Source organism: Rhizobium centroccidentale (assembly GCF_030182565.1).
Taxonomy (GTDB): domain Bacteria; phylum Pseudomonadota; class Alphaproteobacteria; order Rhizobiales; family Rhizobiaceae; genus Rhizobium.
Genome location: NZ_JAQJCG010000002.1, coordinates 393,094 through 407,377 on the forward strand (window position 1 = coordinate 393,094; position 14,284 = coordinate 407,377).

Genomic DNA, 14,284 nt, shown 5'->3' on the forward strand with positions numbered 1-14,284 from the left:
TTTTTGCGACCGCGGAACTCTGTCGCGGCCGGGCATTCTTTGCATCGACAAAGGGTAGCGTAAGGATTTGAAAGAAGAAATCAACAGCCTGCCAGCCGAAGGAAGTTATCACGCCCCTTGGAGAAGCTTAATTAAGCGCCTGAATTAGCCTGTTTTCTGCTATTCACGGCTGCAAAACAGGCATTGTGTGGCTTTCGTGAAGCTTTACCATCAAGACGGAATTAAATGGCGCTGGAATATCGCGTCCCTGAAAGACGTTTTGTATTCCATTTGCGTCGTTTGCGATTTCTCAACGCAAAGCGGAAAATTTTCAAAAAATTTTCAGATTCACTCTAATTTAAGCACTTAATAACCCTCCGGTAACGATGTCGGTTTATCAATCGATGCGTGGCGGGGGACATACCGCTGCTTCCCTGGATCAGGTATTGCGTACCGGGGAAAGCGAACCTTGTAGTGTTTGTGCAGGGAAGCCGGCGTTTTTGGCAAACCGCGTTGATCCTCGGATCGCGCGGTTTTCGCGCTTTAGAGGGTGCCGTTACGAGACAGTTTGATGTGCGGGAAGCAGGAGCCTGCTCCGATCCCGATAACGATCAAAAATAAAGCCGCCGATGCTGTTGCATGGCGGCTTCTCATGTATGGGGCTGGCAGCTTGACGCGCTCTCAGCCGACATTATAGGTGCGGATGAAGCCGATCGTGCCGAAGCGCGTGTCGAGTTGCTGCAGGCGGCTCTCCGGGCGGCGAACCGGAAGCTTGCCATTCCAGGCGATCTGAATGGAATTCTGTCTGTTGAAGATGAAGAGCATTGGGGTATCCTCCGACCGGACCGGCCGGTTTCGTTGTTTGTTTTCACGATGCAGATAATCCTCCTTCGCGTAACTCACAACGGATGAAATCGTCATCCAATGTCGCAAATAGAGCATGTTTGAAGGTGATGCATTTTTGTATCGTGGCAGCTCTTTCCGGCAGCTGGAGATCGCGGCAAAATCAAGGCGGAATCTAGCGTTTTCAGTGGCTGTGGCGTATCGAGGTGGTGAGCAATGACAAGAGCGATCATGCTACAGGGAACCGGTTCCGATGTCGGAAAAACGGTATTGGTCGCGGGACTGTGCCGGCTGTTCGCAAACAGGGGCGTGAGAGTGCGCCCGTTCAAGCCACAGAACATGTCGAACAATGCCGCCGTTGCCGAAGACGGCGGCGAGATCGGACGGGCGCAGTGGCTGCAGTCGCTCGCGGCGCGCGTGCCATCATCGGTTCACATGAATCCGGTGTTGTTGAAGCCGCAATCGGAGACCGGCAGCCAGATCATCGTTCAGGGCAAAGTCTGGGGGCAGGCCAAGGGCAGGGACTATCAGGCCCTCAAGCCGCAATTGCTCGGCGCGGTGCTCGAAAGCTTCGCCACCATGCGGGCAGGAACCGATCTCGTCATCGTCGAGGGAGCGGGTTCGCCTGCCGAGATCAATCTGCGGCGCGGCGACATCGCCAATATGGGCTTTGCGACACGCGCCAATATTCCCGTCGTGCTGGTCGGTGACATAGACCGCGGCGGCGTGATCGCGTCATTGGTCGGCACATATCATATCTTGCCGGAGGAAGACCGGCGGATGATCCGCGGTTATCTGATCAACAAGTTCCGTGGTGATGTCTCACTGTTTGGTGAGGGCATTGAGGCGATTGGCAGTTTCACTAGATGGCAATGTCATGGCGTCGTCCCGTGGCTAAAGGCGGCCACCCGCCTGCCGGCGGAGGATTCGGTCGTATTGGAGCGACTTGCTCGAGGTACCTCCGGTGCGCTCAAGGTCGCTGTGCCTGTGCTGTCGCGGATCGCCAATTTCGACGATCTTGACCCGCTGCGGGCCGAGCCCGATGTCGATCTCGTCTTCGTCCGCGCTGGCGAGCGCTTGCCCGCCGATGCGGGGCTTGTGGTATTGCCGGGCTCCAAGTCGACGATCGGTGACCTGCTTGATCTGCGCGAGCAAGGATGGGATCGCGATATCGCTGCCCATGTGCGCCGCGGCGGTCGCGTCATCGGCATTTGCGGCGGTTATCAGATGCTCGGTCATACCGTCCACGATCCGCTCGGTATCGAGGGATCGGTGACCGAGACGCCCGGATTGGGTCTTTTGGATATCGAGACGGAAATGGCTCCTGAGAAGACGGTGCGCAACAGTCTTGCGGTCTCGAAAGAGTATGACGTGCCGCTGTCCGGCTATGAGATCCATCTCGGTGTGACGCGGGGTCCGGACTGCGAACGGCCATCGGCCATGATCGACGGGCGGCCCGATGGAGCGGTATCGCCCGATGGCCGCATCATGGGCACATATCTTCATGGGCTCTTCGGCAGCGACGCTTACCGGGCAAAGCTGCTGGCAAGCTTCGGCCTTTCCGGCGAGCGCGTGAACTATCGCGCCAGCGTCGATATGGCTCTGGACGAAGTTGCGGCAGAGCTGGAAAGCGTACTCGATCCGGCCTGGCTCGACGGTCTGGTCGCCTAGAGTTCGCCGGAAACTTCCCGCCGACGGCGGTCGAGTTCTTCGCTGTAGCGGCGCAGCGTATAGCTCTCCGTCAGCAGACCGATGACCTTGCGTTCGATCAGGTCGTTGACGACGACGAGCGCTTCGCTCTTGGTCTGCTCGAACATGGCGGCTGCCTGCTTGGCGTTCATCTGCGGCTGCAGGAATTCGTTGCGGAGCCGGATGAAATCGGAAAGACCGTGCTCCTCGTCGTCTTTTTCGATCGGGCTCGCATAGACGTCGGGCACGAGAACCATTCCGGAATATTTCTCGTTCTTGTCGATCAGGATGACGCGCTGCGCCGAGCCGATCGGAAAATTCTTGCGGAATTCCTCGATGCTCATGTCGATGCTGCCCGTATGCACGTCAGGGCGCATCATGCGGGCGACCGTGAGATTGCGGATCCAGCCGACGTCGTGGGCGCTGCGGATGCTCTCGCCACGCAGGTGGAAGCGCCATGTGGCGAAGGAGTAGCCGAAGGTCGTGCGCACCACGAGCGACGAGGTGATGACGGCGGCCAGCACCAGGGCAGTGATCGGAAAGTCCCCGGTGATTTCAAGCGCCAGGAAGGTCATGGTCAGCGGGCCGCCGATGATGGCAACGGCCAGCGAGCTCATGCCGACGACGGCATAGACGGCCGGCGTCAGCGTGGCATGATCGAAATAGGGTGCGCAATAGGCGAAGATCTTACCGAGCAGCGCGCCCATGAACAGCGAAGCGAAGAAGAGGCCGCCTCTGAAACCGGAGCCGATCGATATTGCGGAGGCGAGCGATTTCAGCAGGAATAGACCCGCCAAGGCGCCCAGCGTCACGTCCGTAGACAGATTGAGATGCAGCGCGCCATGGCCGGCCGAAAGGACTTGCGGCGAGATCAGCGCCAGTGTTCCGACGACCAGGCCGCCGAGCGCAGGCCGGAAAGGCGGCGCTATGGAGCTCTTGCGTGCCAGTTCCTCGACCCAGGCGACGCCCTGCATGATCAGGATGCCGATACCGGCGCAGAAGGCACCAAGCAGGATGGCTGGAAGATAATCCGCCGGAACGATCGCCCCGAAGTGATCGATATCGATGGCAAAGTCGTCGCCGGCGAGTAGTCTGGCAATCATCGTTGAAATCAGCGCCGAGACGACGACGGGGGTCAGGGTCACGATCGAATAGCTGCCGATGATCAGCTCGAAGGCATAGAAGGCGCCGGTGAGCGGCGCATTGAAGGCGGCTGCGATGGCGCCAGCCGCGCCGCAGCCGACGAGCATGCGCAGGTCTGCGCGGCGCATCTGCATCTTGTAGCCGAATTTGGAGGCAATGCCTGCGGCGAGCTGCGTGTAACCTGCTTCAAGCCCGACAGACGCGCCAAATCCATTGGAGATCAGATTCTGCACCGCGACGATGATGCTGTCGGTAAGCGACATGCGGCCGCCATGCAGCGCATTGGCTTCGATCGGGTCGACCATCGGCTTCTTGCGCGTGCGCGACAATATATAAAGCAGGATGCCGAGAATGATGCCGCCGGCGATCGGCGCGATGAACAACACCGATTTGTCGGGGATCGCCATTGCCGCTGAACTCAAGCGTTCGTAGTCGGTTATGCCGTAGATGACGCTATGAAGCTTACGCGAGATATAGCTCATCGCGGTTACGGCACAGCCGGACGCTATTCCCACCAGGGCGCCGGCAAAAACAAGTCCCAGCTCGCCACGACGCAGCAATGCCCTGAAGCGACCGAGATCGAATAGGACCGAGAAGACGCCGAGACGTCGCGGTTGAAATTTCTGTAGCATTGGAAGCGGACGATACGTTTTTGCTCGAATGTGAGGGCTTACCCTCTATAAACTCCTAACATCAAAGAAATACGGCAAAAAAGCCGCTGATTTCATGCGAATTTTCAACCGATTTCGCAATCAGGATGGCGCAGGTCGCATCCATGCCCTTGATTGACTTGAACTAAGTGAAAGCCTAATCATTGCGGCATAACGAATGGTTCCTGAGCGGCGATCTGCCGCATGGGATGAAAAGGGAATGTGAAGGGGCGGACCCAATCCGGGCGTTCTCATCACAGCCGACCCCGCGACTGTAGAGCGGTCAGGGTCTTTCGTTCGGTTTGAAGTCTATTCCGTTGATGGTTCGCATGGGGCGAACGGGGCGGGGCAGGCGCAAGTCGAAAAAGCCACTGGTGTGGCATCATGATCAACCGGGGCTGGACGCCTCTTATTCTACGAATCGTCCGCCTTTTCATGATGCATTGCCGGGAAGGCGAGAAGGATCCGCTGGCGCACGATCGGGGGCGACCGTTTCGGTCCGCCCCTGTCGCGGCGTCTTATCCGCGAGCCAGGAGACCTGCCATGCGTGCCGGGCGCAGAGCCTGTTTTGGGACGCGAGTTCCGCTGCCAGCACGGAGGTTGTCATGGCGCAAGACGAGTTTTCGGCGTATGGGCGCCTGTTTCCCGGTTCCAGCGACGTGCTGCCGACCCTCGCTTCTGCGTGGTGGGAGCGGACATAGCGCATGTCGACTTCGACTTCCCGAGCTGTTTTCGTCCTTGGCGGCGCGCGTTCCGGCAAATCCAGATTCGCCGAATCTCTGATTTCGGACACGGGTCTCGAACGTCACTATGTGGCGACGGGACGCGCATGGGACGACGAGATGCGCGAGCGCATCGCCCAGCATCGTGCCGATCGCGGCGATCTCTGGCAGACGCATGAGGAGCCGATCGATCTCGTCGGGCAGCTTGCCGCTGTCGACGCGGAGGGGCGGGCGGTGCTTATCGACTGCCTGACGCTCTGGGTGACCAATCTGATGATGGCCGAGCGTGACATGGCGGCGGAATTTGCCGCTCTCACTGCATTTCTACCAACTGCGCGATCAAGGCTCGTTCTCGTCTCCAACGAGGTTGGCCTGGGAATCGTGCCGGAAAATCGCATGGCGCGCGAATTTCGCGACCATGCCGGCCGCCTGCACCAGATGGTCGCTGCGGCAAGTGCCGAAGTTTATTTTATCGCAGCGGGCTTGCCGCTGAAAATGAAGGGCTGATCCATATGAACCAGGAAAAGATTCCCGCCACCGTCATCACCGGCTTCCTGGGAGCCGGCAAGACGACGATGATCCGCAACCTCCTGCAGAATGCCGGTGGCAAGAAGATCGCTCTGATCATCAACGAGTTCGGCGACCTCGGCGTCGACGGCGACGTGCTGAAGGGCTGCGGCGCGGAGAACTGCACCGAGGACGATATCATCGAGCTGACCAATGGCTGCATCTGCTGCACCGTCGCCGACGATTTCATTCCCACCATGACGAAGCTTTTGGAGCGTGATGCGCGCCCGGATCATATCGTCATCGAGACCTCGGGCCTTGCTCTGCCGCAGCCGCTGGTCGCTGCCTTCAACTGGCCCGATATCCGCACCCACGTGACCGTGGACGGCGTCATCACCGTCGTCGACAGCGCCGCCGTTGCCGCCGGCCGCTTTGCCGACGATCACGACGCTGTCGAGGCTGCCCGCGTCGAGGACGACTCGCTGGACCACGAAAGCCCGATCGAGGAACTGTTCGAAGATCAGCTGACCTGTGCCGATCTGATCGTGCTCAACAAGACAGATCTGATCGACGTCGAGGGACTCGGCCGTGTGCGCGCCGAGGTCGCCTCGCGCACCGCCCGCAAGCCGACAATCATCGAGGCGAAGAATGGTGACGTGCCCGCTGCCGTCCTGCTCGGCCTCGGCATCGGCACGGAAGACGATATCGTCAACCGCAAATCCCATCATGAACTGGAGCATGAGGACGGCACGCCGCATGACCATGACGAATTCGACAGCTTCGTCGTCGAACTCGGCCCGATTGCCGATCCGGCCGCCTTCGTCGATGCGCTGAAGCGCGTGATTGCGGAGCATGATGTGCTGCGCCTCAAGGGCTTCGTCGATGTCCCCGGCAAGCCCATGCGCCTGCAGCTTCAGGCCGTCGGCAGCCGCATCGATACCTATTTCGATCGCGCCTGGACGCCGGGTGAAGCCCGCGCAACCCGGCTTGTGGTGATCGGCCTGCACGAGATGGACGAGACGATCGTGCGCAAAGCGATCGAAGCGCTGGTCTGATCGATGCTGCGTCTTTGCCGTGCGATACCCCCCTCTGTCCCTTGCGGGACATCTCCCCCACAAGGGGGGAGATTAGAAGCTCGTGGCTGCTACATCGTAAAACAACCGACGTCGGGAGTAGCTGGGGCTTGGGGAGGTAAGTCCAGCGAAGCATGGCACCAAACAATCTCCCCCCTTGTGGGGGAGATGTCACGAAGTGACAGAGGGGGGTGTGCCGCCGCATACTCTGACGCCTGATGCATCTCCTCCTGGCTCAAAAGGGAACGATAAGCGACGGCGAGGAGGCGATCGATCTCGGGCAGTCGCCCGGCGATATCCTCTTTCTGTCGGCTGCCGATACCGAGCTTGCGGCGATTGCCGCAGCGCATGGTGAGGGCGATCGTTCCCTTCGGCTTGCAAGCCTGATGAGCCTCAAGCATCCGATGTCCGTCGATACCTATATCGACAGGACGGCGCGGCATGCGAAGCTCATCATCGTGCGGGCGCTGGGAGGGGCGAGTTACTTCCATTATGCGCTGGAGGCGCTGCATGCCTGTGCGGTGCGTCAGGAGGCCCTTATCGCGGTGTTGCCGGGCGATTCGAAGCCCGATCCCGGGCTGACACCATTCTCCAACGTCGCGCTCGACGATCTCAATGCCCTCTGGTCCTATCTGATCGAGGGCGGAGAGACGAATTCGCGGGCGTTTCTTGTCTATGCGGAAGCCATACTCTCGGGTGCCGAGAAGCCGATGCCAGCCGTGCCCTTGATGAAGGCCGGCATCTGGTGGCCGGGCCGGGGCATGATCGGCGTCGAGGAGTGGCGGAACGTTTCTGCGTTATGCGACGGTACCCCCTCATCCGCCCTTCGGGCACCTTCTCCCCGAGGGGAGAAGGTAGATGCTGAGAGTGCGGCGAATTTCCCCTCGCCGCAGAGGGGAGAGGGTGGCGCGCCAGCGCCGGGTGAGGGGGCGTTACAAGCAGAAAAGCCATTGGTGGACCTCAAGGCCCCGACGGTGGCGATTTCCTTCTATCGCGCGCTCGTGCAGAGCGGTGAAACCAAGCCCGTCGAAGCCATGATGGAGGCGCTTATCGCCGAGGGCATGCGGCCGCTGCCGGTCTTTGCCTATAGCCTCAAGGATGCCGTGTCGGTCGGCATTCTCGAAAGCGTCTTTATGGAACTGAAACCAAGCGTGGTCATCAATACCACTGGCTTTGCCGTTTCGGCGCCGGGAGCGGATCGTCAGGCAACGGTACTGGAAACGGGTGATACCGTGGTTCTGCAAGCCATCTTCTCTGCTTCATCGAAGGAGGCATGGGAGGCATCCTCGCAGGGGCTTTCGGCCCGCGATCTCGGCATGAATGTGGCTTTGCCCGAGGTCGATGGGCGTGTTCTTGCGCGCGCCGTGTCCTTCAAGGCTGCTGCTCGCTACGACGAGCGGGTCGAGGCCAATATCGTCGCCAGCGAACCGCTCGAGGATCGCATGCGCTATACGGCGCGGCTCGCCGCCAATTGGGCGCGGCTGCGCAAAACGCCGCCCGGAGATCGCCGCGTTGCGCTCGTGATGGCAAACTATCCCAATCGCGATGGGCGCCTGGGTAATGGCGTCGGGTTGGATACGCCGGCCGGCACGATCGAGGTGCTGAGGGCGATGCGGGCGGTGGGTTACGGCATTGCCGATCTGCCTGCCGACGGCGATGCGCTGATGCGGCATCTGGCGGAAGGGCCGACAAATTCGGGGCATGATGGCCGCGTGATCCGCGAGAGGCTTTCCTTCAGCGACTACAAGGATTTCTTCTCGTCGCTTCCCAAACAGATTCAGGATGAGATTACGGCGCGCTGGGGCGGGCCGGGGGCCGATCCTTACGCGCTCGACAGCGGCTTCGCCCTGCCGTTTGCCCGTTTCGGCGATGTGCTAGTCGGCATCCAGCCGGCGCGCGGCTATAACATCGATCCGAAGGAGAGCTACCACTCTCCCGATCTCGTGCCGCCGCACGGCTATCTCGCCTTCTATGCCTTCCTTCGCCGTTCCTTCGATGCGCATGCGGTCATCCACATGGGCAAGCACGGTAATCTCGAATGGCTGCCGGGCAAGGCGCTGGCACTGTCGGAAAGCTGTTATCCGGAAGCCATTCTCGGGCCGCTGCCGAACCTCTATCCCTTCATCGTCAACGATCCCGGCGAGGGCACGCAGGCCAAGCGCCGCACAAGCGCTGTCATCATCGACCACCTGACGCCGCCACTGACACGCGCCGAAAGCTATGGTCCACTGAAGGATCTGGAGGCGCTGGTCGACGAATATTACGAGGCCTCTGGCGGCGATCCGCGCCGCATCCGTCTGCTCCGCAAGCAGATTCTCGATCTCGTCGCCGATATCGGGCTGGATCAGGATGCGGGCATCGCCAAGGGCGAGGGTGAAGACGAGGCATTGCGCAAGCTCGACGCCTATCTCTGCGATCTCAAGGAAATGCAGATCCGCGATGGCCTGCATATTTTCGGTGTTTCGCCTTCCGGGCGGCTACTGACGGATTTGACGGTGGCGCTGGCAAGGGTGCCGCGCGGCCTGGGCGAGGGTGGCGATCAGAGCTTGCAGCGGGCGATTGCTCGGGATGCTTTTGAGGGTGTGGAGCGTGGGGAGGGTACGGTAATCCCCTCTGTCGCGTTCGCGACATCTCCCCCACTAGGGGGGAGATCGGTAAGGCGTGGCACGCTCTCGCATCAAACCGAGATCGGATTCGCCGATGCTGTTAATAAAGATTTGGGACGGCCGAGCGACATACTCCCTCCAATCTCCCCCCTTGTGGGGGAGATGTCAGCAAAGCTGACAGAGGGGGGTATCTCTCCACAGAAGCCATTCGATCCTTTGGACTGCGACATGGCAGCCGAATGGACAGGCCCGCGCCCTGCTATCCTTCAAGATATCTCCGACGTCTCCTGGCGCACCCAGGGTGACACCGTCGAGCGCATCGAACTGCTAGCCGCAAAGCTCGTGGACGGCGAAATAGCCTGCCCCGACAACTGGCCGAACACCCGTATGGTTCTCAACGAAATCGCCTCAAAGCTCCAGCCCTCCATCCTCGCTTGCGGCGATGCGGAGATCTCAGCTCTGCTCAAAGGCCTCGACGGCCGTTTCGTACCTCCCGGACCATCCGGCGCACCGACACGCGGTCGACCGGATGTACTGCCGACGGGACGGAATTTCTATTCGGTGGACAGCCGTGCCGTGCCAACGCCGGCAGCCTATGAACTTGGCAAGAAATCGGCCGAATTGCTCATCCGCCGCTATGTTCAGGATCATGGCGAATGGCCCGTTTCCTTCGGCCTGACGGCCTGGGGCACGTCGAACATGCGCACGGGTGGCGACGATATCGCGCAGGCGCTGGCGCTGATCGGCGTCAAGCCCGTCTGGGACATGACCTCGCGCCGCGTCACCGGCTACGAGATCATTCCGCCGGCCATGCTCCGGCGGCCGCGTGTTGACGTGACATTGCGCATATCCGGCTTCTTCCGTGATGCGTTTCCCGAGCAGATCGCCTTGTTCGACAAGGCAATCCGTGCCGTGGGCATGCTTGATGAAGATGCTGCGGATAATCCCATTGCGGCGCGCATGCGGGGCGAGATCGCGCGGCTCGAAGCCGCCGGCCTCGATACGGTCTCCGCTAGCCGCAGGGCCGGCTATCGCATCTTCGGCTCTAAGCCCGGAGCCTATGGTGCCGGCCTGCAGGCGCTGATCGACGAGAAGGGATGGGAGCGGCGCGCCGATCTGGCCGAAGCCTATCTCGTCTGGGGCAGCTATGCCTATGGTGCCGGCGAAGAAGGAAGAGCCGCGCGAGGCGTCTTCGAGGAGCGATTGCGCTCGATCCAGGCGGTCGTGCAGAACCAGGACAATCGCGAGCATGACCTGCTCGACAGCGACGACTATTATCAGTTCGAAGGCGGCATGGCGGCGGCGGCCGAGCAGCTTGGCGGTGCGCGTCCCTCGATCTATCACAACGATCATTCGAGGCCGGAAAAGCCTGTGATCCGCTCGCTCGAAGAGGAGATCGGTCGTGTGGTGCGCGGTCGCGTCGTCAATCCCAAGTGGATCGAGGGCATCATGCGCCACGGCTACAAGGGCGCCTTCGAGATCGCGGCAACGGTCGATTATCTCTTTGCCTTTGCCGCGACGACGGGTGCTGTGCGCAATCATCATTTCGAGGCCGTCTATCAGGCCTTCGTCGCCGACCAGGGCGTGCGCGATTTCATGGCGGAGAAGAATCCGGCAGCACTTCGGGACATGCGCGAACGTCTGCTTGAGGCGATCGATCGCCAGCTCTGGACGCCGAGAAGCAATTCGGCGCGGTTCGATCTGGAAAGCCTGGATAAGGGCAAGGACGCGGCGGAATGAGTGCGATCGACGAGCTTCTGGTTGGTTTTCGGGATTATCTGATGTCGCGCAGCGATCTGATGCTGCAGCATTTCGTGGAAGGCTTTGACTGGCCGGCGCAACCGCGCTCGCTTGCGACGCACGGCTTGCCCGTCGTCGATTATCTTCGGAAGCATGATCGGTTGGGGGAGGGTGCAGAAGGCGTGCTGTTCGACAGGCTCTTTCAAGCCGCGAACGAGCTGCATTGGGCCCAGACCTACAGCATCACAGATTTCGGCGCAGACTTTCTGCAGCGATATGGCTGGGTCGAGCTGTTCGGCACGCGTGGGCATTTCGTAAGCGAGGAGATGGCCGGCGGCTTCCTGCTGCTTGGTCCCGGAGTGCACTATCCGGACCATCACCACGAGGCTGAGGAGATCTATATCCCTCTGACCGACGGTTCGCTCTGGAGCAAGGATGCCCAGCCGTTCCTGCCGCGCTGGTCGGGCGAGATCATCCATCACCCCTCGAATATCCGCCACGCCATGCGCACGGAAGACCAGCCGCTTGTCGCGCTCTACCTTTGGCGCGGCGGGCCGCTGGCGCAGAAATCAATCATATCAGGGAGAATGCAATGAGCGACGAATTGGCCGAAACCGGCGCGGACGCCCCGAAGAGCGACGATGCCCGTCACGCCGACAAGATGGCCAAGAAGAAGGCCGCGCGCGACAAGATCATGGCGACCAAAAACGATGAGAAGGGTCTGATCATCGTCCACACAGGCAAGGGCAAGGGAAAGTCTTCCTCCGCCTTTGGCATGATCTTCCGCCATATTGCTCATGGAAAGCCGAGCGCCGTCGTGCAGTTCATCAAGGGCGCCATGTGGACCGGTGAGCGCGATCTGATCGAGAAGCATTTCTCCGATCTCTGCCAGTTCCATACCATGGGTGAAGGCTTCACATGGGAGACGCAGGACCGCGCCCGCGATGTGGCGGCGGCCTCGGCCGCATGGGAAAAGGCCAAGGAGCTGATCCGCGACGAGCGCAATTCCATGGTGCTGCTGGATGAGATCAACATCGCGCTGCGCTATGACTATCTCGACATCAACGAAGTGATTGAGTTCCTCAAGAACGAGAAGCCCTACATGACTCATGTGGTTCTGACCGGCCGCAACGCCAAGGAAGAGCTGATCGAGATTGCCGATCTCGTCACCGAGATGGAATTGATCAAGCATCCGTTCCGCTCCGGCATCAAAGGGCAGCCGGGCGTCGAGTTCTGATCGCTTGTCGGGCGTTTAGCAGCCCGGCAGCATCGCCTTCAGCGCTTCCGCCGTCTGCGTGTTTGCAGGAAAGAAGGACTCGATCGCGAGTTCCGACAGCGTGACATCAACAGGCGTTCCGAAGACCGTCGTGGTGGATAGAAACGATAGATGTCCCGCTTCGGTGACAAGCTCCAGAGGCACGGCGATGCCTGCGAAATCTCGTTCCGGAGCCGCCGATTTCGGTGCAGGCGGTACCGGATAAACTGATAGTTCTGCAAGCAATTTTATCAGAACCGGATCGCCGGATACCGATATCTGTTGGCGTAGGCGCTCCAAGAGATGTGCCCGCCATTCGGGTAGATTGGCGATGCGGGATGCCAGACCTTGAGGATGCAGGCTCAATCGCAGAACATTGATTGGTGCCTCGATCAACGAGGTATCGAGGACACCGGCAAGCAGCGGAGCGACGGCGGCATTTGCGGCGATGAGCGTCCAATGCCGGTCGACGGCCAGAGCTGGGAAGGGTTCGTGTCCCTTCAGAAGCATGTCGATGGCACGGCGTGCCGGAGCAAGCGCCGGATCATCCAGTTTGCGCTCTGGAAAGACCGGCGCAAATCCGGCCGCCAGGAGCATTGGATTGCGTTCGCGCAACGGCACCTCTAACCTTTCGGCGAGATGCATCAGCATCTCGCGGCTTGGAAGTGCCCGCCCGCTCTCGATGAAGCTCAGATGTCGCTGCGATATATCGGCTTCAAGGGCGAATTCGAGCTGGCTCAGGCGGCGGCGTTGCCGCCATTCGCGCAGATGATCGCCGAGAGAGCGGGCCGGGTTCATCATGCGGCAGCCGGCAGCTGATCAATGAAGCCGTGAACGGATTTCAGCCTGTCGCCTTCGAGGATCGCGAAATCCGTGCCCCTGATCAGCGGTTCGGCATCAGCCGGCCCGAACCCCCAGGAGAAGCGGAGATTGTCGCCATGGCGCTCGCCTTCGCTGATGAGCGTGAAGCGGAAGCCGGGGAAGCGTTCGTGTGCCGCAGTGACGAGTGCGTGGATCTGCTCGCGATTATCCGCGCGCATCATGGGATCGACGTAGCTGCAGTCTTCCGTCCAGGCTTCGGCAATGAGCGCACGGCGACGTTCGGTGTCGGCCTCGTTCCAGATGGCGATATAGCGGTCAGCAATGATGTTTGCGTCAGTCATCGGTCAACTCCTTTGGATCGCCTGAACCGTTCAGGCAGGGCGATCATCGGCGCGTACCGAAGCACTATCAATTACGTCGGAGGTAATCAAAGGCCCGTTCTAGAGGCCGAGCCAGATCCTGACGGGATGGCTGGGATCCGCCAGCAGCTTGATCGCGAAGGCAATGCAGACGATGACGAGCAGCGGCTTGATCAGTTTTGCACCAATGCGCATGGCAAGCCGCGAGCCAAGCTGCGCGCCGAGGAATTGGCCAAGCCCCATCGTCAGTCCGACTTTCCAAAGGATGGCGCCGGAGAAGATGAAGACGATCAGGCCGCCGAGATTCGATCCGAAATTGAGCAGCTTCGTATGTGCCGTCGCCTTCAAGAGGCCGAAGCCGGCGAGGGTCACAAAGGCGAGCATCAGGAACGAGCCGGTGCCGGGGCCGAAAGCGCCGTCATAGAAGCCGATCAATGGCACCAGCGTCACGCCGAAAAGCCCAGCGCTCATGCGCCTATGCTTTTCAACATCGCCGAGATTGGGTTTCAGGGCGAAATAGAGCGCGATTGCGATCAGCAGGAAGGGCAGGATGATGCGCAGGACCTGGCTGGGCATGATGGTCGCAAGCATCGCGCCGAGCATGCCACCGATGATTGCCATCAACGCCATGGGAAGCTGCTCGCGAAGTTTGACGTGTCCCTGCCGGGCATAAGCGATCGTTGCCGAAGCCGCGCCGCAGATCGACTGCACCTTATTCGTGCCAAGCGTCTGCAGCGGCGGAATACCGGCCAACAGCATGGCAGGCACGGTAATCAGCCCACCGCCGCCCGCAATGGAATCGACGAAACCGGCGAAGAACGCGGCGGCAAAGAGCAAAAGCAGGAGTTGAAATGTAATATCTGGCAAGGCGGGAACTCGGAGGCGGGAAATCAGCG

At 60.5% G+C, this 14,284-nt stretch carries 11 protein-coding genes and 1 riboswitch; of the genes, 6 read left to right on the forward strand and 5 right to left on the reverse strand.

The features are described 5' to 3' along the window. Window positions 1-660 precede the first annotated feature (660 nt). A complete protein-coding gene (locus tag PH562_RS03770) occupies window positions 661-804 on the reverse strand; it encodes a hypothetical protein (protein WP_092716115.1) in 144 nt (47 codons plus the stop codon). Between the two features lie 234 nt (window positions 805-1,038). Between PH562_RS03770 and PH562_RS03775 the strand changes: the two genes are divergently transcribed. Next, window positions 1,039-2,493: a cobyric acid synthase gene (locus PH562_RS03775; RefSeq protein WP_285171497.1), complete on the forward strand. Its 1,455-nt coding sequence runs from the start codon at window positions 1,039-1,041 to the stop codon at window positions 2,491-2,493. Here PH562_RS03775 and PH562_RS03780 read toward each other — a convergent pair. After that, window positions 2,490-4,286, reverse strand: a complete 1,797-nt coding sequence (locus tag PH562_RS03780; protein WP_285171498.1) for a chloride channel protein — start codon at window positions 4,284-4,286, stop codon at window positions 2,490-2,492. The genes PH562_RS03775 and PH562_RS03780 overlap by 4 nt on opposite strands. 180 nt (window positions 4,287-4,466) lie before the next feature. Beyond that, window positions 4,467-4,864, forward strand: a riboswitch (cobalamin riboswitch). Window positions 4,865-5,008: 144 nt separating this feature from the next. Here PH562_RS03780 and cobU point away from each other — a divergent pair. The 5 genes from cobU to cobO all read left to right on the forward strand — a co-directional run bounded on the left by cobU (window position 5,009) and on the right by cobO (window position 12,189). Continuing rightward, a complete protein-coding gene (gene cobU / locus PH562_RS03785) occupies window positions 5,009-5,533 on the forward strand; it encodes a bifunctional adenosylcobinamide kinase/adenosylcobinamide-phosphate guanylyltransferase (RefSeq protein WP_285171499.1) in 525 nt (174 codons plus the stop codon). A gap of 5 nt (window positions 5,534-5,538) precedes the next feature. Beyond that, complete coding sequence (cobW, locus tag PH562_RS03790; RefSeq protein WP_285171501.1) at window positions 5,539-6,588, forward strand: cobalamin biosynthesis protein CobW; 1,050 nt, start codon at window positions 5,539-5,541, stop codon at window positions 6,586-6,588. 236 nt (window positions 6,589-6,824) lie between these two features. Further along, window positions 6,825-10,952 (forward strand): cobaltochelatase subunit CobN, encoded by a 4,128-nt coding sequence (cobN, locus tag PH562_RS03795; protein WP_285171503.1) that lies wholly within the window; start codon window positions 6,825-6,827, stop codon window positions 10,950-10,952. Then, the gene (locus PH562_RS03800) at window positions 10,949-11,548 is read left to right on the forward strand and encodes a dimethylsulfonioproprionate lyase family protein (protein ID WP_285171504.1); all 600 of its coding nucleotides are present in this window, start codon (window positions 10,949-10,951) and stop codon (window positions 11,546-11,548) included. Before cobN ends, PH562_RS03800 begins: the two co-directional genes overlap by 4 nt. Beyond that, a complete protein-coding gene (gene cobO / locus PH562_RS03805) occupies window positions 11,545-12,189 on the forward strand; it encodes a cob(I)yrinic acid a,c-diamide adenosyltransferase (RefSeq protein ID WP_113230636.1) in 645 nt (214 codons plus the stop codon). Before PH562_RS03800 ends, cobO begins: the two co-directional genes overlap by 4 nt. 15 nt (window positions 12,190-12,204) lie before the next feature. Here cobO and PH562_RS03810 read toward each other — a convergent pair whose 3' ends face one another. The 3 genes from PH562_RS03810 to PH562_RS03820 all read right to left on the reverse strand — a co-directional run bounded on the left by PH562_RS03810 (window position 12,205) and on the right by PH562_RS03820 (window position 14,255). Beyond that, on the reverse strand, window positions 12,205-13,008 hold the full coding sequence (locus tag PH562_RS03810; protein WP_113230637.1) for a helix-turn-helix domain-containing protein: 804 nt from the start codon (window positions 13,006-13,008) through the stop codon (window positions 12,205-12,207). Continuing rightward, the gene (locus PH562_RS03815; protein ID WP_285171505.1) at window positions 13,005-13,370 is read right to left on the reverse strand and encodes a nuclear transport factor 2 family protein; all 366 of its coding nucleotides are present in this window, start codon (window positions 13,368-13,370) and stop codon (window positions 13,005-13,007) included. Before PH562_RS03815 ends, PH562_RS03810 begins: the two co-directional genes overlap by 4 nt. Before the next feature lie 99 nt (window positions 13,371-13,469). Further along, window positions 13,470-14,255, reverse strand: coding sequence for a TSUP family transporter (locus PH562_RS03820; RefSeq protein ID WP_113230639.1), 786 nt, complete (start codon window positions 14,253-14,255; stop codon window positions 13,470-13,472). Window positions 14,256-14,284: the final 29 nt, after the last annotated feature.

Coding starts and splice junctions, on each gene's coding strand:
- PH562_RS03780 (WP_285171498.1), bottom strand. CDS start 4,286: ATGCTACAGAAATTTCAACCGCGACGTCTCGGCGTCTTCTCGGTCCTA.
- PH562_RS03815 (WP_285171505.1), bottom strand. CDS start 13,370: ATGACTGACGCAAACATCATTGCTGACCGCTATATCGCCATCTGGAAC.
- cobO (WP_113230636.1), top strand. CDS start 11,545: ATGAGCGACGAATTGGCCGAAACCGGCGCGGACGCCCCGAAGAGCGAC.
- PH562_RS03770 (WP_092716115.1), bottom strand. CDS start 804: ATGCTCTTCATCTTCAACAGACAGAATTCCATTCAGATCGCCTGGAAT.
- cobU (WP_285171499.1), top strand. CDS start 5,009: ATGTCGACTTCGACTTCCCGAGCTGTTTTCGTCCTTGGCGGCGCGCGT.
- PH562_RS03775 (WP_285171497.1), top strand. CDS start 1,039: ATGACAAGAGCGATCATGCTACAGGGAACCGGTTCCGATGTCGGAAAA.
- cobW (WP_285171501.1), top strand. CDS start 5,539: ATGAACCAGGAAAAGATTCCCGCCACCGTCATCACCGGCTTCCTGGGA.
- PH562_RS03800 (WP_285171504.1), top strand. CDS start 10,949: ATGAGTGCGATCGACGAGCTTCTGGTTGGTTTTCGGGATTATCTGATG.
- cobN (WP_285171503.1), top strand. CDS start 6,825: ATGCATCTCCTCCTGGCTCAAAAGGGAACGATAAGCGACGGCGAGGAG.
- PH562_RS03810 (WP_113230637.1), bottom strand. CDS start 13,008: ATGATGAACCCGGCCCGCTCTCTCGGCGATCATCTGCGCGAATGGCGG.